This window comes from Pirellula sp. SH-Sr6A, assembly GCF_001610875.1.
Taxonomy (GTDB): Bacteria; Planctomycetota; Planctomycetia; order Pirellulales; family Pirellulaceae; genus JBKCUI01.
In genome coordinates this window covers 6,076,484-6,097,093 of the sequence record NZ_CP011272.1, presented here as the reverse complement: position 1 = coordinate 6,097,093, position 20,610 = coordinate 6,076,484, and the positions used below count along the sequence as shown (strand labels likewise).

At 52.5% G+C, this 20,610-nt stretch carries 15 protein-coding genes; 13 read left to right on the top strand and 2 right to left on the bottom strand.

Translation table 11 applies throughout. The annotated features are described in order from the left end of the window. The first annotated feature begins 456 nt into the window (after nucleotides 1-456). Nucleotides 457-2,937 (top strand): deiodinase family protein, encoded by a 2,481-nt coding sequence (locus VN12_RS23760; RefSeq protein WP_146679299.1) that lies wholly within the window; start codon nucleotides 457-459, stop codon nucleotides 2,935-2,937. A 475-nt stretch (nucleotides 2,938-3,412) separates the two neighbouring features. Here the strand turns inward: VN12_RS23760 and VN12_RS23755 are convergent, their stop codons facing one another. Together VN12_RS23755 and VN12_RS23750 are read right to left on the bottom strand one after the other, a co-directional pair. Further along, on the bottom strand, nucleotides 3,413-4,240 hold the full coding sequence (locus tag VN12_RS23755; protein WP_146679297.1) for a glycerophosphodiester phosphodiesterase: 828 nt from the start codon (nucleotides 4,238-4,240) through the stop codon (nucleotides 3,413-3,415). A gap of 429 nt (nucleotides 4,241-4,669) precedes the next feature. Continuing rightward, the gene (locus VN12_RS23750; protein WP_146679294.1) at nucleotides 4,670-5,047 is read right to left on the bottom strand and encodes a hypothetical protein; all 378 of its coding nucleotides are present in this window, start codon (nucleotides 5,045-5,047) and stop codon (nucleotides 4,670-4,672) included. 134 nt (nucleotides 5,048-5,181) lie between these two features. Here VN12_RS23750 and VN12_RS26930 point away from each other — a divergent pair, with 134 nt between their 5' ends. The 12 genes from VN12_RS26930 to VN12_RS26665 all read left to right on the top strand — a co-directional run bounded on the left by VN12_RS26930 (nucleotide 5,182) and on the right by VN12_RS26665 (nucleotide 20,435). Next, the gene (locus VN12_RS26930; protein WP_146680057.1) at nucleotides 5,182-5,262 is read left to right on the top strand and encodes a potassium-transporting ATPase subunit F; all 81 of its coding nucleotides are present in this window, start codon (nucleotides 5,182-5,184) and stop codon (nucleotides 5,260-5,262) included. A gap of 15 nt (nucleotides 5,263-5,277) precedes the next feature. Further along, nucleotides 5,278-6,951, top strand: coding sequence for a potassium-transporting ATPase subunit KdpA (gene kdpA / locus VN12_RS23740; protein WP_146679292.1), 1,674 nt, complete (start codon nucleotides 5,278-5,280; stop codon nucleotides 6,949-6,951). A 31-nt stretch (nucleotides 6,952-6,982) separates the two neighbouring features. Then, nucleotides 6,983-9,088 (top strand): potassium-transporting ATPase subunit KdpB, encoded by a 2,106-nt coding sequence (kdpB, locus tag VN12_RS23735; protein ID WP_146679289.1) that lies wholly within the window; start codon nucleotides 6,983-6,985, stop codon nucleotides 9,086-9,088. A gap of 28 nt (nucleotides 9,089-9,116) precedes the next feature. Continuing rightward, a complete protein-coding gene (locus VN12_RS23730; protein WP_205855131.1) occupies nucleotides 9,117-9,797 on the top strand; it encodes a potassium-transporting ATPase subunit C in 681 nt (226 codons plus the stop codon). Beyond that, on the top strand, nucleotides 9,794-12,517 hold the full coding sequence (locus VN12_RS23725; RefSeq protein WP_146679287.1) for a sensor histidine kinase: 2,724 nt from the start codon (nucleotides 9,794-9,796) through the stop codon (nucleotides 12,515-12,517). Before VN12_RS23730 ends, VN12_RS23725 begins: the two co-directional genes overlap by 4 nt. A gap of 4 nt (nucleotides 12,518-12,521) precedes the next feature. Further along, a complete protein-coding gene (locus VN12_RS23720) occupies nucleotides 12,522-13,241 on the top strand; it encodes a response regulator (RefSeq protein WP_146679285.1) in 720 nt (239 codons plus the stop codon). Between the two features lie 386 nt (nucleotides 13,242-13,627). After that, a complete protein-coding gene (locus VN12_RS23715; RefSeq protein ID WP_146679283.1) occupies nucleotides 13,628-14,101 on the top strand; it encodes an Rrf2 family transcriptional regulator in 474 nt (157 codons plus the stop codon). 110 nt (nucleotides 14,102-14,211) lie between these two features. Continuing rightward, nucleotides 14,212-14,985 (top strand): class I SAM-dependent methyltransferase, encoded by a 774-nt coding sequence (locus VN12_RS23710; protein ID WP_146679281.1) that lies wholly within the window; start codon nucleotides 14,212-14,214, stop codon nucleotides 14,983-14,985. A gap of 271 nt (nucleotides 14,986-15,256) precedes the next feature. Continuing rightward, entirely contained in the window at nucleotides 15,257-16,321 is a 1,065-nt protein-coding gene (locus VN12_RS23705) for a cytochrome-c peroxidase (RefSeq protein ID WP_146679279.1), read from the top strand. Next, complete coding sequence (locus tag VN12_RS23700) at nucleotides 16,318-17,634, top strand: APC family permease (RefSeq protein WP_146679277.1); 1,317 nt, start codon at nucleotides 16,318-16,320, stop codon at nucleotides 17,632-17,634. Before VN12_RS23705 ends, VN12_RS23700 begins: the two co-directional genes overlap by 4 nt. A 920-nt stretch (nucleotides 17,635-18,554) precedes the next feature. Beyond that, nucleotides 18,555-18,698 carry a hypothetical protein gene (locus VN12_RS26095; protein ID WP_168164610.1) on the top strand — a complete coding sequence of 48 codons (144 nt, stop codon included), beginning with the start codon at nucleotides 18,555-18,557 and terminating at the stop codon, nucleotides 18,696-18,698. A gap of 1,614 nt (nucleotides 18,699-20,312) precedes the next feature. Further along, nucleotides 20,313-20,435, top strand: coding sequence for a hypothetical protein (locus tag VN12_RS26665; protein WP_256388115.1), 123 nt, complete (start codon nucleotides 20,313-20,315; stop codon nucleotides 20,433-20,435). The last annotated feature ends 175 nt before the right edge of the window (nucleotides 20,436-20,610 follow it).

Here is a 20,610-nt window from a genome sequence, read left to right as displayed (position 1 = left end):
GTGGGACTTCGCAGCAGGGTGAGTCATCCTGCTGCGACGCTGGGAGATGAGGAATAAGCCATCGAACGGCTCCATCCGAGATGGAGTTTTTGCAACGAGTTGAAGTCGATTAGGAACTTATCCAAAACACCTAGCGGAATCATCGCTCAAGACATCGGTGGGACACAATAGAGAGGATTGGTGGCCGACCAAGTGGTGGGTGATGGCGTGGCTCAGCACTCAAATCGACGCGTCCAAGTCGTTTTGAATTAACGAGGTTCTAGGCAACCTCCGAAGCTCCCTCGCGTTTTCGGTTCATCACCCGAGATGATCGAGTTTGGGGCGATGAAACGAGCCGTCAGCGATCGTGAGATGGCATCGATTCTAGGTTTATTCTGTTTACTACCAAGCGAAGCACTTACGGATCACCGTGACGGTAAACGCTTCATGAAAAGACAGTAACATCAGGCGAATACTATGAAATACCTTCGATTTGTTTTGGTAGCCGTGTTCTTTTTTGTAGGGGCCATGCAGGCGAGTTTAGGACAGGTACCGTCAAAACCGTGGTTCAATCAGGACTTCTCGTCGCTAGAGCGAGAATGTTTGTCCGTTTCTGACGACGACGAAGCGTGCAAGAGACTTGCGGATCGCATTGAAAAATCGATCGAGGGTAAACCGACTGAAGCGTTGGCAATGTTGCTCGGAATTCTGCGCGACGATGCGATGGGAATCGGAAACGGTTGGTTCAAAGACCCTCAATTGCTGCACTCTTGGAGTTGGTTAGCGGGTCGATTCAGGATTGACGAATCCATGGCTTTGGAAAAGAAGGGTTTCGTTGGAGATCCATTCTTGTTTGATCGCATCGATAGGAACGGAGATGGAAAGCTCGAGTCAGGAGACTTCGATTGGTCCCCAGACAGTATGTACATGCGCGAAATGGGGGTAGCTAATCAATTCTTTCGATTCATAGATCAATCAGGCGACTCGCAGGTCAATCGAGACGAATGGATGGCGTTCTTTGATAGCGCGAGGAAAGACGAAACCCATCTCAGTATCGATTCATTTAGGCGAGCTATACCTATTGGTAAGGGGCGACCTCCCTATTTGCCAGGCGACGAGCCGACTCGAAGGAGATTGCTCGAGGGATTCTTCAAGAGCGAGCTAGGATCGTTTTTCGAAGGTCCATCTCTGAATGAGGTCGCACCGGACTTTGAGTTGAAAACTCAGGATGGTAAGGAGACCATTCGGCTATCTAAACACTATCATGATAAGCCGATCGTATTGATTTTTGGAAACTACACCTGCGGTCCGTTCCGTCGGTTCTACCGCGAGCTGGATGACGTGTGCCATTCCTTGAAGGGACGGATTCATTGCTTTGGAATCTACGTTCGCGAAGCCCATCCCGAAGATGGATGGATTATGGAGTCGAACTCTCGAATGGGTGTTAGGCTTCCTCAACCCAAGACCTTTGAGGAACGAATTGCCGTTGCGCAAACTTGTGCAACCAAACTCAACTATCGCATGCCACTTTTGGTCGACTCTATCGACGATACCGTTGGGAACCAATACAGCGCGATGCCTGGTCGCGTTTACGTCTTAGACCGCAATGGAAGAGTTTTGTACAGATCTTCTCGCGGACCGTTTGGTTTCCGACCCGGAGAAGTCGAGCAAGCAATCATGATGTCTGTTTTGGACAATGAAGCCAAGCAACAGCCTTTTGTTCCTTTGCTCAGTGATCAACAAACTTGGGAACGCTTACCCGAGTTAAAGGCGGGAGTGAAGGGGGCTTTGCCGATATGGGCGCGGGCCGTCGCAGCGGAACTTCCGAGAACTACAGCTGCTATGTTGGAGCTTGACGCCGCCCACCGGTTGCGAAGTCCGCTCGACCCGAAGTTGAGAGCCAAACTCCGATGGTGCATTGCACAGGCAAATCACTGCGACTATTCAATGGCGTATGCCTTAGCCGACCTGCGACGAAGTGGTGGCAAACAAGAGGACATTGGAGCTTTCATGCAAGGATTCCCTGCCGGCTCCAAGCCCGAGCAAGAAGCCATGCAGTTTGTGAAGCAACTTTCTACCGAAGCGTCCAAGATCGACGACGACCTCTTCGATCGGTTGAAGGAGCACTACGGCGATCGCGCGGTTGCTGCCATGGTTCTTCTGGCCGCCTATGGAAACTTTCAGGATCGAATCATTCTGGGACTAAATCTCTCGATAGAGGAAAACGGTCCATTGCCTCCCTGCGATGTTCGATTTGTGGATGGAGCACTGCAGATTGCCCCATTGCTTCCACCCGATAATGGGCAGGATCAATACATAGCAGATGGAGTTGCTATATCGCCTCCAGGTAAGGATTGGAACGGCATCACATTTGGTCAGTTGCAAAAAGGACTTGAGGTTCAGCGTGACCGAAAAGCGAGGCTTCCCATTCCCGCATGGGACCAGGTTCAGGACAAGTTACCGGCACCGATGTCATCAAAACCTACAGCGATTCGCTGGAGTCTTATCAATTATGGGTACGTTCCTGAGCTCGCAATTCCATGGACCATAAGCACGCGAACGCATTGGTCGGAGTGTCCATCGCCACGGATTTTGGAAGAGAGTTTGTTCTGGGTGCAGACGCGGGCTGTGGAATGTAGCTATTGCATGGGGCACTGCGAGATGTTGCTCGAGGTGGCCGGCTTGTCGAAAGAGGCAACAGCGAACCGAACGAAACTACTCGCCGAAAGCGATTGGTCTGCATTCCCTCCAGAAGAGCAGCGAGCGTATGCGTTCGCGAGAAAACTGAGTACTACCCCATGGCTAATCAGCCAGCAAGACTACCAAACGCTTCGCTCTGACTGGGGCGACAAGAAAGCCATGGGAATCTTCTGGTGGCTTTGTCGAGGACTCTACATGACCAGGATTTCGGACGGCTTTCAACTACCCCTGGAGCGTGAAAACGTCTTCGGGCCTTAAGGACTATCCTCCATCTGCGAAAGAACTTGGAAAGTCGCGGTCTCATCATCAGACGGATCCGATGGGAGGCCAACATAGCCACCTGCGCCTCGGGAAGACCATCGCGATCATTGCGTTCGAGAACAGGGCGACTCGATCATCGAGGGTTCTGGAAGCCAAGTACTGTTAAAATGGTCCTACCGTGTGGTTTGGTTTGCTTAACAAGTACATCACTGGTGACCGTGATGCACCGCTGCGCTGAACCACATCGGAAAACGATCTATCTCGTGCATTGCCAAGGGATTGACGCAGAATCGAAATGGATCGGGATGCCAATCCATAGGGATTCGTTATCGTTCGGTTGCAAAAAAGCGTAGCGCTACGACCGTTGCACCGGTAGATCCAATATCCCGTTCACACTCGAACCGGCGGTTCCCCGGGTCAAACTCAATTGCCCGGGAAGCCATGGACAAACCGCCCAGCCCCGGCTGCCCCTCTACCGACTGCGCTTCGTGTCGATGTATTCCTGTACTTGCACAGGGACATCACTGCAGATCGCGTCCACGCCTAAACCGAGCCCAAGAAAGTAATCGTTGAGATTATGGCCCGGCCAACCGGTCACGATGAAACCTTGCTTTTGGGCCTCTTTCACAGCCAATCGCGTCGTACCTTCCATCTTGGCCGCGATTCGCTTCGAGCCGATTGCTCTCGCCGCCGCCATTAGTTCGGGAGTCAGCGGACCTCCTTTGATCAGCATGATGTCGGCATTGGCGTCAACTTGCTTAATCGCCTTTAGGGGGCGTTGGTCGAACGAGGTGAATACGTAGGTAGAGCCTGCGGGAACAAACGCCGTGACTTTCTCATGCAACTTGGCGGCATACTCGGCTATGCGGGAATCAGGATAGAGATCCTTGTTGCTGGTCTTCATCTCAAACTCCACGTACATGCCTGGCTTGTCTTTCAAGAAGGCAAGCAGAGTGTCCAGGAACAGCAGCGGCTCGTTCTGTTTCTTGGAGTGAACTTTCCGGGCCTCGGCGGCCTTCAGCGATTCGACTGGCCCCGTACCGTGATGCGTCCGATCCAGGGAATCATCGTGCAATACGACCAATTCCCCATCGCTGGTCATGCGCACATCAAGCTCGAAACCCCGGATCCCTTTTTCGTAGCAACTTTTGAAAGCGAAGAGTGTGTTTTCTTCAAATTCGTGTGCGCCCCCACGGTGGCCAAAATGGAATGGCTCTTTTTCGGCAGCCTCGAGCGTGCTTACAGTGATCCATACCGTGGCGAGGAAAGCGATTCGGTAGAGAAATTGGGTAGTCATCATCGGTGCTGTATCTCTCTAAGAATACGGGAATTGCAATGCGATCTTGGCGCAGGTCTCGTGGATCCATTCCGTCTCGGAACACATTCGAAGTATTCAAGACCGATGTGGAGGATAGGGGAGGGCTGGAGGAAGGAAGGAAAGGTGGGGTGCATTCAAAGGGATAATACCGAAATGCAAGGCTGGCGACAACTTGGCCATCGATTTTTGCCAGTCGTCGTGGAGGGTGATGGGTGTTGTTTGAACTTTGCGTTTTGGATGGGTGTTCCCTGCGACCCGTATCTTACCATTTTTCGTTGGTCGCGGATCTTCAGTGCCGGACGGCGCGATCTTCGGCCCGGCGATCGGATTGAAGTGCAGTTATCATGGAGAGAAACGACTGCATCGATACCTTGTACATCAGGGTAGGCAGGCGACGAACCCTTTTTGAAATCAAGAAAAAAGAAATCCTTCACCACCATTGTGTAGAACACCGAACAGACCGGACTGCAGGTAGGGAGATGCTGGGGCGTCGAGTTCAGGGCGAAACTCGGGCGATCCGATTGTTTCTACGAGGTGGATGGTGTGTTGCATGAGGTCGTAGACGCCTGACGGCTGATAAGAGGGATGGGACCGGACGCAAACGCCCGCCAGCGGATTGGTGGACGGATGGAACCGCAAGGTGACGTGAAGCGGTGGATGGTGGCGGGAGAAGGAAACGATGGCTAGAAATGCGCCGAGCGAGGAGATTTGCTTAAGGGTAATGGGCCCCGTCTTGATAAAACTTTGATACCTCCGCAGACGCTTTTGATGCGCGCTTAATATCGACATGGCGATACTTCTTCTCAGTTTCTCGTACTGAAGGAGTTCGCAATGCCGACGCTAACCATGTTCCTGATCGCGACCTGTGGGTTCGCACTTCTCTGGTCACTGATCCACTGGATCGAACGATCGCGAGGTGCCCTATGAATGCCATCGTCATTTTGGTGGTTGTTCTGTCATTCGTCTATCTGACCTACGCGATGTTACGCCCTGAGAAGTTTTAGGAGAACGTGATCGTCATGAATACTTGGATTCCATTTGTTCTGATATTGGGCATGGCAGTCGCGATGGCTTGGCCGCTGTCTCGTTACATGCAATGGGCGTTCGATTCCCAGAGCCCCTCACCATTTATTCGACGCTGGCATCACTGGCTCGACTTGGGGCTGGGGCGAATCGATCTGTCTACTACAGGCACTTGGTCTGGCTATTGTCGTAGTATGCTCGTGTTCAACTACGGGATGTTCGTGCTCGTTTACGCTGTACTCTCGTTTCAAGACTACTTGCCCCTCAACCCAGATAAGAAAGTTGGCTTAGAGCCAACGCTCGCGTTTAACACAGCGATTTCGTTTGTCACCAATACGAACCTTCAGCATTACTCCGGTGAAGTCGCCTTAAGTTACTTCTCGCAACTATCTCTTATGTGGTTGCAATTCGTTTCGGCAGCCACTGGTCTCGCAGTGCTCGTGGCGGTTGCACGGGTCATGGCGGGCGCGAAGATTATGGGGGATTTCTATCGTGACGTGGCTACAGCTTCGTTTCTGGTTCTCTTACCCTTGGCAATCGTTGTGGCATTGTGTTTGGCTGTCAGTGGCGTGCCGATGGCATTGGCTGGTGCAGTGGAGGCAACGACGCTCGAAGGAGCGACACAGACCATTGCCCGCGGTCCAGTGGCTGCCTTTGTGGCAATCAAACAATTAGGCACCAACGGCGGTGGTTTTTTTGGCACAAATAGTACGCATCCATTGGAGAATCCGACTTTCTGGACCAACGTCATCAGCAACTTTTCCATCATTTTGATCCCAATGGCTAGTGTATGGATGTTTGGGCGCGTCACCGGACGCTTACGTCACTCGCATGCAGTCTTTGGAGTGATGCTAATCCTGTTCGTTGGATTCATCGCGTACGCGAGCATCTGTGAGCAGCAGTCGACAAAGGCTTTGGATAGCCTGCCCATTGCATCATCAAGCAATTTGGAAGGCAAAGAACTTCGATTTGGAACGTTAGCTGGACCTGTCTGGGCGGTATCAACGACTTCGACATCAAACGGTTCAGTCAATGCTATGCATGACAGCCTAAATCCTATGACTAGCATCGCTCCGTTGACCGGCATGTGGCTCAACGTGGAGTTCGGTGGTGTGGGCGTTGGTATGTTGAATATGTTCATGTTCATTGTTATGTCGGTGTTCTTGGCTGGCATGATGGTGGGGCGAACCCCTGAGTATCTTGCTAGGAAGATTGAAGCCTTTGAGATCAAGTTAGCTTTGCTAACGATTCTGTCCCATCCGCTGTTTATTCTGGGGGGAACAGCTCTTTTCGCTGCTACAGCATGGGGTAGGGGCACAATCAGCAATCCAGGCAGCCACGGCCTGACCCAAATTTTTTACGAGTTCAGCTCAGCCGCAGCCAACAACGGATCAGGCTTCGAAGGACTTGCAGACAACACACCGCCTTGGAACATTGCTACCGGTCTTGTGATGTTGTTCGCTCGCTTCATCCCGATCATCGCACCGCTGGCGATCGCCGGATCGCTCAGTAGCAAGCGGGCGACGCCTGAGGGCGCAGGCACCTTCCGTACTGACTCATGGTTGTTTTGTGTCATTCTGCTTGGAACGGTGTTGATAGTTGGAGCGCTCTTGTTCTTGCCGCTCGCCGTCTTGGGACCGATCGCCGAGCAATTGCAGACTGCTCAATAAACCATCGCAATCAACAATTGGAGTGAAAAAGATGTCTACCGTCTCCGTCGAGCCGAGCTCGAGCCAACCCAGTTCAGGTCAACCGGGACAACCTTCCCATCGACCAAGACCAGAACTGTTTAACTGGAGCATGCTCGTTCCCTCTATCTTCAGATCGTTCGAGATGCTCAACCCCGTGCGCATGGCCAAAAACCCAGTGATGTTCATCGCTGAGGTTGGAGCTGCGTTAACGACTTTGATCACGGCCGAAGCCATCTTTGCAGGAGGAGAGGCCGCTTCGTACTTCTTGGGATTGACCGTCATTCTCTGGTTTACCGTGTTGTTCGCAAATTTTGCAGAGTCGGTTGCAGAAGCCCGTGGGCGAGCTCAAGCTGCTAGTTTGCGCTCCGCTCGCAAAGATGTGACGGCGAATAAAGTAGCGGAGATCGCAGGACGTGTTATCGATGAAGTGCCGGCCTCCACGCTAAAGGTTGGAGATTACGTAGTAGTTCGTCCAGGCGAAACGATTCCGGCTGACGGCGAAGTTGTGCAAGGGATTGCGCTCGTTGACGAGAGTGCCGTCACTGGCGAGAGCGCTCCGGTAATTCGCGAGAGCGGCGGAGACCGGAGCGCTGTGACGGGCGGAACGCGAGTGGTCTCAGATCACATCGTCGTAAAAGTTACCGCCAAGCCAGGGGAAAGCTTTCTGGATCGCATGATCGCGATGGTGGAAGGGGCTAATCGCAGCAAGACACCCAACGAGATTGCGCTCACGATTCTGCTGGCAGGATTAACCATGGTGTTTCTGTTGGTCTGCGTAACGCTGTATCCCATAGCTACCTACTTTAACGTCACGATCGATATTCCTACTCTGGTGGCTCTGTTGGTTTGTTTGATTCCAACCACAATCGGCGCGTTGCTTGCCGCTATTGGGATCGCTGGTATCGCGAGACTTAGCCAAGCGAACGTGATGGCGATGTCGGGACGTGCTGTAGAAGCAGCCGGTGATGTGGACGTGTTGCTACTCGACAAAACGGGAACGATAACGCTGGGAAATCGTCAAGCCGCCGAGTTCATCCCCGCACCTGGAATCGACGAGAAGCGTCTGGCGACGGTCGCCCAGCTTGCTTCCTTGGCAGACGAAACAGCCGAAGGCCGCAGTATTGTTATTCTCGCGAAGAACCAATACAGTCTTCGGGGGCAATCACTCGAGGAAATGGCTGCCGAGGTTGTGCCATTTAGCGCTCGGACTCGAATGAGCGGACTCAATCTCGAAGGTCGCGTCATTCGTAAAGGTGCGGTCGATGCGATCGCAAACCACCTAGCGGCGCACGGTAGGGAACTGCCGCGCGAAGTGAAGTCAGAAGCCGAATGCATTGCAAAAGCGGGAGGGACGCCGCTCGTCGTCGCTGAGAATGATCAAGCCCTAGGTGTTGTCTATTTGAAAGATATCGTGAAGGGGGGAATCAAAGAGCGATTCATCGAACTGCGGCGAATGGGGATCAAGACGGTCATGATCACCGGCGACAACCCACTTACAGCCGCAGCGATTGCAGCAGAAGCGGGCGTTGACGATTACCTAGCAGAAGCGACACCTGAGGCGAAATTGGAACTGATCCGCCGTTACCAAAGCGAGGGGCATATGGTGGCCATGACCGGCGACGGGACCAACGACGCGCCCGCACTTGCTCAAGCCGATGTGGCCGTTGCGATGAACTCGGGAACGCAGGCAGCGAAAGAGGCTGGAAATATGGTTGACTTGGACTCTAATCCGACCAAGTTGATCGATGTTGTCGCGACGGGAAAGCAGATGCTGATGACTCGCGGTGCACTGACAACGTTCAGTATCGCGAATGATGTCGCCAAATACTTTGCGATCATTCCCGCGGTATTCATGAGTGCCATGCCACACCTAGCACCCCTCAATATTATGGGGTTAGCGACTCCCAGGAGTGCCATTCTCGCTGCCGTTATCTTCAATGCAGTGATCATACCGCTACTTATTCCTATCGCCATCAAGGGTGTGAAGTATCGTCCTATCGGAGCAGACGCACTGCTAGGAACGAACCTGCTTGTCTACGGGCTCGGCGGATTGATTGTTCCCTTTGTTGGTATCAAAGCCATCGATTGGATGTTGGTTGCGGTGGGTTGGATTTAAAATTTATCAACTTGAAGGAGAGAATAGGGTGTTTACTGAATTCATTCGTGCGCTTCGGCTGACAGGGCTGACAATCAGCGTTTGTGTTATCGCATACACGGCTCTGGTGCTTGCGGCTGCAACTGTGATTGCGCCAGAGAAACGCCTCGGCAGTTTGGTTTATGGGAGCGACGGAAAAGTCGTCGGTTCTCGACTAGTGGCGCAGAAGTTCTCCCGCCCCGAGTACTTATGGCCCAGACCATCGGCAGTCGATTACAATGCTGCGGGTGCGGGCGGAAGTAATATGTCGCCTACCAATCCTGATATTCGCAAACGGGCGAAAGCGATACTATCGAATTACGCCTTGAAAAATGGGGCTACGATCCCTGCTGATTTGGTCACGGCGTCAGGGTCAGGATTGGACCCCCATATAAGCCTTGCGGCCGCCCTGATTCAAGCAGACCGAATAGCCATGAGCCGACAGGTAGACATTTCCATCCTCCAAGATCTATTGCAAAGGCAGGCAGCTTCTGAGTTGACCAATACCGCAGCTCCCGAGGGGTTCGTCAACGTTTTCGAGTTCAATTTGATGCTGGATTCGATCCATCAACCGAAACGCGTTAGTTCCCGGTTTGGTGATTTGTCAGTTGCTGCAACTTTGTTGGAGAGGGTACCTGACGCTGACACGCTCCCGCTGGTTGCAACGGAAGATGTGGATCGGACGCGATGAACGAGCAAGAGCGACCGACGCCCGAGCAGATGCTGGCTCGAATTCGTTCGGATTCCGATGCAGCTCCATTCGCATCCTCGGCAGGCAAGTTGCGATTGTTCCTGGGCTATGCGGCCGGTGTAGGCAAGACCTATGCAATGCTTCAAGCTGCTCAGGCGATGAAGCGGGAGGGGCGTGACGTTGTGCTTGGATACATTGAGCCACATGCTCGCCCCGAGACTCAGGTCTTAACGGAAGGGCTCAAAGTATTGCCCCCACTAGAAGTTTCATACCGCGGTTCGATACTACGGGAATTTGATTTAGATACGGCGCTGGCCAGCAAGCCTGAGTTCATTCTGGTGGATGAGCTTGCTCATACTAACGCAATGGGTGGGCGTCACGCGAAGCGCTGGCAGGATGTGGAAGAACTACTCGCAGCAGGAATAAATGTCCTTTCAACTCTGAACGTACAGCATATCGAGTCGCTGAATAATGTCATTGCTGAAATTAGTGGAGTCCAGGTCCGCGAAACGGTGCCAGATTCCGTTCTGGAGCGGGCTGATGAGGTTACGCTTATCGACGTTTCCCCCGACGATCTCTTGGAGCGTTTACGCCAAGGGAAAATCTATGTTCCCACACAAGCCGCGTTCGCGCTAGAAAAGTTTTTTCGCAAGCATAACCTCGTGGCACTTCGGGAGTTGGCGTTACGACACGCTGCCGACCGAGTGCACGAAGACGTAGAAATCGCGAGGCTCGGAAGTGCAAGCAATCGTCCTTGGCCAACCAATGAGCGATTGCTGGTTTGTGTTGGTCCGAGTCCATCGTCAGCCAAAGTGGTGCGAGCAGCCAAACGGCTTGCGGATCGTCTTCAATCGCCCTGGATTGCATTGCATATTGAGTCGTCGGCTGCCGCTCGATGGAGCGACGGCGATCGCCAGCAGCTCCATCGCAATTTGAAGCTTGCCGAAAGCCTAGGTGGCGAAATCGTTCAGGCATCCGGTGACGATGTTAGCCAAGCGTTGATCGCGTACGCTTCGAGTCGCAATGTAACGAAGATTGTGGTTGGCAAGACAGGTGATACCGGGCATCACTGGTGGTCTCGCGCAGCGTCGTTGGTCGATCGATTGCTCCGCGACAGCGGCAATATGGACGTCGTTGTGGTTCGAGGTCTCGACGAAGCGCAAGACGCCAGCCCGGGTTGGCACCCAAACACGTCTCATGGTAACGTTTGGACTTGGCTTGAGGCGGGCTGCTACACGATTGTTGCGACCATCATTACGCTATTGATGAATCAAGTTGGGTTTTCAGAAGTCAACTTGGTGATGGTTTACTTGCTTTCGGTCGTAGCGACTGCAGCAAGGCTTGGAAGACTGCCTTCGATTTTTTCCGCCATCGCGTCGGTGTTGGCTTTTGATTTCCTGTTCACGCCACCTCACTACCGGATAACGGTCTACGATAGCCAGTACTTGGTCACTTTTGCCGTGATGTTGATCGTCGGCCTACTGGCCAGCTCTCTTACTGCTCGAATTCGAAATCAAGCGGAAATAGCCCGTCGAAATGAACGGAGGGCCGAGGCGCTTTATCGACTTAGTCGTCGGTTAGCCAATACCGCTAGAACAACGGATTTGTTGCGGGAAACGGAACAAATCATCGCGGAAGTCTTCGACGCACACACGGTGATTTATTTGCCTGACAAAGATCGCCAGGTACGCCCCATGCTGGGACATGCCGCCAGCTTTGCAGCGAGCGCGAAAGAGTTTGCGACAGCACAGTGGGTGCTGGACCATAACGATCCTGCCGGTGCTGGAACAAATACATTGCCCAGTTCCGAAGCGTTCTATATCCCACTCTCTACCCCTGACAACGTGGCTGGAGTGATGGCGATCCAGTCGTCGAAACCCAATCAACAAATTTCGATCGATGCGAAGCAGCTACTAGAGACGTATGCAACACAGATTGCGTTCGCGATCGAACGCAACAATTTGACAGAGAGGTCGCAGCGAGCTGAATTGGAGTCCGAGACAGAAAAACTGCGCAGTTCCCTTTTGAGCGCAGTCTCGCACGATCTTCGGACCCCCCTGGCGGCAATAGCTGGTGCCGCGAGCAGTCTCGATGCGAATATTCAAAGAGAGTCACTCGACGCTGGGAATCACGCATTGCTGGAGACAATCGTCGATGAGTCGCAACGGCTGACACGGTTGGTCGAAAACCTGCTGCACATGACCCGCTTATCAAGCGGTAACATCCAGATCCATCGACAGTGGTTGCCCGTCGAGGAAGTGATCGGTTCGGCGTTGCACCGGCTCAATCCCGTTTTGGAAGGTCGGGAGATCAAAGTGCAAATGGAAGGAGATATGCCACTCATTCATGGTGATGAGATTCTTCTGGAGACGCTACTCGTCAATCTGCTCGACAATGCGTTGAAATACTCGCCAAATCAGACGCCAATCGAAATCAAGAGCGAACAGGTCAACGATGGTATTGCCATCGAAGTTGCTGATCGCGGGAGTGGTATACGGCCAGGGGATGAGATTAAAATCTTCGAAAAATTCAATCGAGGGTCGGGCCCGAATATAGATCGTCGGGGCACAGGATTAGGCTTGGCCATTTGCGAGGCGATTGTACATGCCCACAAGGGTACAATCACGGCGAGAAACCGCGGAGGCGGCGGGGCGGTGATACGCTTTACCATTCCGCACGATTCCATTCCTCCCCGCATCACTCAGGACTTCGACGAGTAAAGTAATGGCTGACTCCAGTGCCCCGGTTATCGTCGTGATTGAGGATGAAGCTCCGATTCAGAAGTTCCTCACGGCTTCACTTCAAGTGGAGGGATTTCGTGTCGTGGCAGCAACCACGGCTAAAGATGGCTTGCGTCTCCTAACCCAGGAGCACCCCGCGATTGCGTTGCTGGATCTTGGATTGCCTGACTCGGATGGCATCACTGTCATTGAGTCGGTTCGCAGCTGGTCCACGATTCCGATCATCGTTCTGTCAGCGCGAGGCGAAGAGAAGAGCAAGATTCAGGCATTGGATGCCGGTGCAGATGACTATCTCACTAAGCCCTTCGGAGTTGGCGAGTTGCTTGCGAGGATACGTAGCGCGTTACGTCGTTCGATGCGTCCTCCGGGCGCAGATCAAGACCATACTTTTCACTTTGGCCAAGTCCATGGTGATCTAGCAACACGACAAGTGTTTGTTGACCAGACCGAAGTAAAGCTCACGAAGATTGAGTTTGATCTGCTTGCGATACTGGTTCGCAATTGCGGTCGAGTCCTGACTCACCAGTATCTTCTGAAGGAAGTGTGGGGGCCTGGCTCGGCTAATGAGCCACACTATGTTCGCGTATTCATGGCCAATCTGCGAAAGAAACTCGAACCCAATCCGAGTCGGCCGCAGTTCCTGCTCACGGAGCAGGGAATTGGGTATCGATTGCGCACTCCGACTTCGTTGTCGGAAAAGTAGCCAATGCGTTCCTGAACACTCCTGATGCGGGGCAACGTGTTAAGGATGGTCTGATTGGGTGATGTGCAATGGGTTTCTGTGCTGTTGGAGTGGAGGCACGACAAATTCGGATACCGTGCTGCGAGGGGAGAGATCCTCTAATGCTGGCCCGACACGTTCTCCGCGCGGGCGACAGTGGTTTCAAACCTCGTCTCGGGCTTTAGTAGTCCGTAGTACGACTCCCGATTCTTTGAGTAGGTTGACCGCGGATGTTGACCGCGGAGGTTGTTGGGGCGAGGGATCGTTCCCTGTTTTTGCCGCTTTTATCTTGATCGCCAAGCCATCGACGCACATACCTGCAGCAACGACTCTTGACGAAACCGGAGTCACGCAATAACATAAGTTGCATGAGACGCGACAGCAAGCTTTCCGGTGTACTTCACATCCTTCTGCACATGGCGGAGCGCGATGGGCCGGTGACGTCTGAAGATCTTTCCCGAATGATGGATACCAATCCCGTTGTGGTGCGCCGGATCATGGCGGGGCTTCGGGATCAGGGGTACGTTCAATCGGAAAAAGGGCACGGTGGCGGTTGGACCCTTTCATGCGATTTCGCCAAGGTGACTTTGAAAGATATCTACGACGCGGTTGGGAGTCCGTCGCTGCTTGCGATCGGCAATCGAACCGATGCTCCTAAATGTCTTGTGGAGCAGGCTGTCAACGCAGCGCTTCAACAATCATTCGACGATGCGGAAAGGATACTGCTGAGCAGGTTGGGTAATGTCACATTGGCCGAATTGAGTGCTGATTGTCGAGCGAGGATCGAATCGAGAGGTGGTGCCAAGCGAACCAAAACGAATTGGCATCGTGCTTCGGAGTAATTCGGAGCTTCACCGTGACGGACAAACACCTCATTTATCTCTGTTGATCTCGGCAGGTTGCATTTCCGAAACCGCGAGAGCATTCCATTTACCGAACGAGTCGTGAATCGATGAGAAGGTTTCAAGTCGTAATTCTATTGTCCGTATGGGTTTTGAATCATACAGGTTGCAGCCGAAAGGAAGATGTCGCCGTGGAAAAGTCGAAGATAAACACAACGCTCCATCAGGAGCTGGCGCACGAAGCCAAATCCACTCGAGACGAGTCCAGCTCTCATGAAAACCGACATGCGGATCATCGGCATGCTTTTGCCAATCCAAAGGAGCTTGCCAAGAAATGGAATGATCCCACTCGTGACGAATGGCAGCATCCCGAGCAGATTATTGGAGCTTTATCGTTGGAATCGGGACAGACAGTCGCCGACATAGGAGCAGGGACGGGGTACATGGTGGCGCATTTGAGCAAAGTTGTGGGGCAAGACGGTACGGTGATCGCCGTGGACGCAGAATCCGCGATAATCGGTTATCTGACCGACCATATGACTCAACTTGGCCCGGCCAAAATCGTACCGAATAAGGTCGGATTCCATGATCCTGAGTTGGCACCTGCAAGTGTCGATGCGGTTGTAACGCTCGACACCTGGCATCACGTGGCGGGTCAAGAAGCTTACGCTCAGAAGGTTTATAACGGATTGAGACCAGGTGGACGTTTCGTAGTTGTGGATTATGCGATTGATGCCGAAACGGGCCCACCGAAAGAGATGCGATTGTCGCCAGATGATGTAATCGTGCAGCTAGAAAAGGGCGGATTTAGGGCAGAGGTTGTGTCGGAAACAATGCCACGCCACTATATGGTTGTTGGAGTCAAGGACAAGAAACTCGAGTAGGAGATTCGGGGTGATTCGATAAGATGGGGATGGATGGAAACCCGTATTGCAATTTCGAATGGCGGGCGGCCCTCGGGTGAAAACTTTACGAGCTACGGCGTCCGGGTTAGCGCCAAGTGACAGTCTCGCTTGAGAATTTTTCTCCTAGTATTGGCCTTTTGAGTTGCCTAAAGAAGAGAGAATGCAATCGGTTGCGGCGTCACCGATAAGGACACGATCCAGCCGTCGATTGCCCGTTAGATCGCAAATCACTTTGTGAGGAGATAGCTAGATGACGAAGGTTCTGGGTGCCTGGATGATTCTGGTGAGTGGAATGCGATGGGATACGTTCACGGTTTTCTGTCGAGTCGCAGGAGTTCTGGTCATCGCGTCTGCTAGCGCGATGGCTCAAGATGAAGCCGACAAACTCCATGAAAGAGCCAAATCGATGTTCGGGGCGGTGGACGAATCGCCTGACGATCAGATGGAACGCCCCATTGTGGAGCTCGGCCACCGCTTGTTCTGGGATGAACGATTGTCTTCCAACGGTAAAGTGGCGTGTGCCAATTGCCACACAACTTCGGCTTGGGGGGCTGATTCGGCGCAATTCTCTTTGGATGCGAAGGGCAAGCGGACAAAACGCAACTCACAGACCGTTTTCAACTCGATGCTTCAACCAAATCTCCGATGGACGGCAGATCGGAAATCGGGAGCTCATCAAGCTGAGAAATCACTGACGGGCTCGATGGGATTCGCCCGTGCCGATGACGTGCTCCCGTTATTGACCCGATATGGTTACGAACCGCTGTTCAAGGCTGCGTTTCCGACTCAACCTAGTCCTGTTACACCCGTTAACTACGCGAAGGCTATCGAAGCGTATGAAGAGACGTTGACGACGCCCGCACCCTTCGATCGTTACCTGGCAGGTAATCGTGTCGCGATCGATGCCAAGCAAAAGGAAGGGCTTCGTCTCTTCTTGGATATTGGTTGTGCAGATTGTCACTCGGGTAAATTACTCGGTGGCGAGGACGTAGCGATGTTCGGAGTTTACGGAGATTATTGGACTCTTACCAATTCACAGGTCCCTGATGAAGGACTCTTCGAATCGAGTGAGAATGAAGCCGACAAGTTTCACTTCCGCATTTCGATGCTTCGCAATATCGACAAAACCGGTCCCTATTTTCACGATGGTTCGGTTTCCGATTTGAAAGCGGCTGTTACCATCATGGCTAGGCTACAAGTCGACCGGGAGTTACGTGGCAATCAGATTGACTCGATTGTGGTGTTTCTTAAATCACTAACGGGAGAAGTCCCGATGAACTACCAAAGGCCTGATGCGTTGATGTCACCACGATGACTGCTTTGCATACGAACGCAATTTCGGGAACATTGCGACGCGAAGTCGGAGTTTTCGGCGCTACGATGATGGGGCTGGGGGCCATTATTGGCACCGGCATCTTTGTAAGCGTGGGTTATGCGATTCGTGAGGCAGGCGATTGGATTGTAGTGGCGATTGGCGTGGCGGCTGTGGTGGCAACACTCAACGGATTGAGCAGTGCGCAGTTGGCTGCAGCACATCCTGTCAGTGGTGGGACCTACGAATACGGATATCGCTGGTTGCACCCGAGCCTTGGATTCACCGCAGGGTGGATGTTCCTATGCGCGAAGAGCGCATCGGCGGCGACCGCAGCCCTTGGATTTGCAAGCTATGGGCTTCGTTTGTTTCAAGTTGAAGCAGACAGCTTCAAAGTTCCGATCGGACTTGTTTTACTAGTTGTCGTCATGGGCATCGTTCTGCTCGGCGTTCGATGGAGCAGCATTTTCAATGCGTCAGTCGTGACAGTCACGCTTACTGCGTTGGCGATTTTTATTGTGATCGGGCTAATGACCGTTTGGTTTGCGCCCGATGGCAAGGCTACACTCGCAGGGATAGGAGAGGCTCGTTCCGATTCGCATTTCATGGGAATTCTCGAAGCATGCGCCCTAATGTTCGTGGCATATACGGGGTATGGTCGGATCGCGACTTTGGGTGAAGAGATTCGTAATCCACGTAAGAACATTTCCATCGCCATCATTTTTACTCTCGGGGTATCGATGGTGCTCTATCTATCGGTAGCGTGGGTTTCGGTCAACGTGGTAGGAGCGATTGCGTTCGAGGGTGGGGCTGTCGAGAGCGGGGCACCGCTCGAGATGGTTGCAAAGCGATTTTTGATCCCACAGGTAAGCTACCTTGTCGGTGTGGGGGCCGTCATGTCGATGCTGGGAGTCTTGATCAACCTAGTGCTGGGCTTGTCGCGTGTCGTATTAGCAATGGGGCGCAGGCGAGATCTTCCCGAGGTGTTCAGTCGGGTCGATATCTCTGGCCGAGCACCTACAGGCGCCGTTTTGCTGGTGGGGGGCTGCATTGCGTTACTTATCGTCATAGGGAATGGGAAGACAACTTGGTCGTTCAGTGCCTTCACCGTCCTGATCTACTACTCCATCACAAATCTGGCTGCGATTCGAATGTCGGATAGCGAACGCCGCTATCCCAGCCTGCTTGCTTGGTTGGGATTATTCTCCTGTCTCTTTCTGGCGTTCTGGGTTGAGCCATCGGTGTGGTTGGTCGGTGTGGGGCTGATCGGAGTCGGTTTGCTGTGGTGGCGGATTCGGAAGTTGCAATCGTGTTGAGTTATCGCTCACGAATCGGAAGCTGAGCTTTGGGGCTTCGATAATTCGGTGAAGGGAATCCAAACAAAGAAAAATCCCCAGAAGGGGTAATGCAAGAACCCAGGTCTGATCCTTTGCAAGGAAAGGGGTGATGCTCATGAAGGTGCAAAGAAATGTTCCGAACGCCAAAATCCACCGCAGAGCAACTGTTCGATGGGCAGGCTCGGCGATGCGTTTCACTGTTATTGTGTATAGAACAAACGTTGCAACGACTCCTATTAGACAGAAGCCAACTGCAGCAAAGGTGATGTGATCCATTCTCAAGCCTCTCGGATAAACCAACGACGTGACCCCTTGGTCCTTGTAATCAATGCATTCAGCGGACAAGAACTATATCGCGGGATGCAAGGTGCCCCAGTCATGAACATTGGCGTTGGGTGCTGTACGTTTGTGTGCGAGATAGAGTTGCTATGAAATACATGATACCACGAAGAAATTCATGCGGGCGAGGGGACCCGTCCATATGGGAGTGGAAGTCGCAGTGTGCATCCTTGGGCAGCATTTGGTCTTTCGATAGGGTGAAGGACATCAATCAACTGGTTAAAAATGGGGGACAGTCACCCAGCTTCGCATCTCCAATTCCTCCGCGTGACGTTGCCGAACCCCGGCGTTCAAGAGCAGTTACTGTTCATTCCCGGCATCAAGGAAGGCAAGCTTGAGATCTCCAAAAAGACTTTCCAACCGATGACTAAGCTCGAGGGTTGGGCGGAACAAAGATACCTGTTCGAACTTGGAGAGTGAGGCACAAATCAACGGGCAGCACATCCCATTCGAACAACTGGATAGCCAATAGCGAAAACGTTGCTCTGGTATTTCCTCGCATCGATCGTGCTCGTACTCGGTGGAACGTTGTTAGTGCTCGTAATCGAACCAAGGCAACCATGGCACATTACTTGTTTGACCATGAACGACTTAATGTTTATCGCCCAACGATCGTGTACGTCGCCGATGCATTTGATGCGTTGTGTTCGCTGAAGGGGCTTCATCGCCATGCCCGCGATCCACGGCTGCGTGTTGCACAATAGATTTTGCTACAATCAAATAGGCGATTCCGAGCACGAGCAGGAAGAATAGGCAGAACAAAACGATGCAGAAGACGGCCACGTTCGGCCGATTTGACTTGTGTTGAACCAACTCCTCGGCTTCGCGGATCGCCAGAGTTCTGCATATTTCAGATCCGTCCATACCAGATTCGGAGGGCTCCGAATGACCGATCGAAAATGGTAGTGCCACATAGCTTTTTCAACACTTGCCTCGTCGGGGGGAATATCACTCTGGCTTTACTCGCCTTTTGTTTTACTTTTGTACTCGGCGCGACAAAGTTACCCCAAATGATTGTGGTTCCTGGTGTGTGCGGGCTTAATCGATTTCGTTCTTTGGCGAGAGGGGAAGATCGGATAACTATCGCCAGACAAAGTGAAAAGGGAATTGGAAGCGAAACTAGATAGGAACGACTGCTCGATCTCCAGCTGACCAGCGTGCTGGTGGGGTGCCGTGTGCGTGGGAAAGAGTCGCCGCTAAATGTTCGAAGTTTCCAAACGTCAGTATTCGTTCCGAAGCAGTGATACCAAATGAAATGCTGTATAGGTTTGTCAATTGCCTTGGTGGTAGTGATGCTCGTGTGCGCCCCCTTGCGCGCTGAAACGATAACGCACTCCGGATCGCTCTTCATAATGGGCGGCTATGAACGATTCGAAAATAAGCTGGTATGGGATGAGTTTCTACGGCTGGCAGGCGGACCGGGCAAAAAGGTAGCTTTGTTGGCTGCGGCTAGTTCGGACCCGCAACACTACACTCGAATCATGGCATCGCATCTGAGGGAACTACAGAGCCGAAAAGCAGGTCGATGAATTCGAGAAGACCTGCAACTGCTGATCGCCCACGATCACGGATTCGAAATGATCTGTCATGTGCTATCGTTGGGATGGCATATGAATGGACGGGAGGGTTTTTGTCTCGTGTATGGAAGCGTGCCAGTCTTACAAGTTTTTGCTCTCATTAGACGCGAGCGGCCCTGCGTGTGAAAAGTGGTTTGTAGTTTGCAGCATCAAGTAGAATCCTCGCAGCTTGGATGCAAAGACTCAGAGGAGAGATGAACTGCGTCTTTGTCGCTGACAGATTTTTGTCGGATATTCACATACGAGCAAGTAGTTTGACCGAACGCAGAATTGGCAAGGATCATGAATCAACCTATGGCACGCGTGCAAGAGATGTTGACCGACGGACTGGCGGAAAATACTTGTTGACGTGCATTGGCCTGTGATGACTTCCTTATGCTGCGGACCATTCAATTGTGGTTCCAGAAGAGCCGATTTAGCGGCTCATTGATCCGAAGGTTTGTGGTCAACACCGATTTGTGATGGGTGTTACGTCGCGATCGCTTGTGAGAACCGAAGGGTTGTCTTCCCAAAGACCGCCTGGTATCTAGCGCGTGGAAATACCGAGCCCTGCATGGATGCGCGGCACTCTGTAAAAGCACTTTTCGGCAACTCGGCGTTTTGAAACTACCTGCGAGATCCATCACGATTACCAAGAATTGGAGGCGATTACCGACCGTTTTTGGCTCTTTGGTCGTTGAGCCTTGTCGGTGGGGGGGCTTCCTTTGAGGCTTTTGAGGAAACGTCGAGGCAGTCTAGAAAATGACTAGCCAAGAAGCTCGCAGACTTTCTGAATGGGATCGCGATCTGCAGATTCGATCGGTGGAAACGCATTCCTACACATCATCGAAAATGATTCACCAACCCGTCTGGCAGCTCGACTGAATTTTTTTGCAGTGACGAGCCCACGATCCCTTTCATAGTGCATCGCGAGGCTTCTTCCTACGAGACACCACTTGTAAGACCTCAATCGGATTCGTCGTCGAATCTTGTGGAATCGTCGATTGTTTCGGATGGGTGTAGAGTGCAACTTCTCCCGGATGCGAGAAGTGATCTTGAC

Bases quoted from the DNA above. Each gene is read 5' to 3' on its own strand.
- VN12_RS23760 (WP_146679299.1), top strand. From the start codon at position 457: ATGAAATACCTTCGATTTGTTTTGGTAGCCGTGTTCTTTTTTGTAGGG.
- VN12_RS23755 (WP_146679297.1), bottom strand. From the start codon at position 4,240: ATGATGACTACCCAATTTCTCTACCGAATCGCTTTCCTCGCCACGGTA.
- VN12_RS23750 (WP_146679294.1), bottom strand. From the start codon at position 5,047: ATGTCGATATTAAGCGCGCATCAAAAGCGTCTGCGGAGGTATCAAAGT.
- VN12_RS26930 (WP_146680057.1), top strand. From the start codon at position 5,182: ATGAATGCCATCGTCATTTTGGTGGTTGTTCTGTCATTCGTCTATCTG.
- kdpA (WP_146679292.1), top strand. From the start codon at position 5,278: ATGAATACTTGGATTCCATTTGTTCTGATATTGGGCATGGCAGTCGCG.
- kdpB (WP_146679289.1), top strand. From the start codon at position 6,983: ATGTCTACCGTCTCCGTCGAGCCGAGCTCGAGCCAACCCAGTTCAGGT.
- VN12_RS23725 (WP_146679287.1), top strand. From the start codon at position 9,794: ATGAACGAGCAAGAGCGACCGACGCCCGAGCAGATGCTGGCTCGAATT.
- VN12_RS23720 (WP_146679285.1), top strand. From the start codon at position 12,522: ATGGCTGACTCCAGTGCCCCGGTTATCGTCGTGATTGAGGATGAAGCT.
- VN12_RS23715 (WP_146679283.1), top strand. From the start codon at position 13,628: ATGAGACGCGACAGCAAGCTTTCCGGTGTACTTCACATCCTTCTGCAC.
- VN12_RS23710 (WP_146679281.1), top strand. From the start codon at position 14,212: ATGAGAAGGTTTCAAGTCGTAATTCTATTGTCCGTATGGGTTTTGAAT.
- VN12_RS23705 (WP_146679279.1), top strand. From the start codon at position 15,257: ATGACGAAGGTTCTGGGTGCCTGGATGATTCTGGTGAGTGGAATGCGA.
- VN12_RS23700 (WP_146679277.1), top strand. From the start codon at position 16,318: ATGACTGCTTTGCATACGAACGCAATTTCGGGAACATTGCGACGCGAA.
- VN12_RS26095 (WP_168164610.1), top strand. From the start codon at position 18,555: ATGGCACATTACTTGTTTGACCATGAACGACTTAATGTTTATCGCCCA.
- VN12_RS26665 (WP_256388115.1), top strand. From the start codon at position 20,313: ATGACTAGCCAAGAAGCTCGCAGACTTTCTGAATGGGATCGCGATCTG.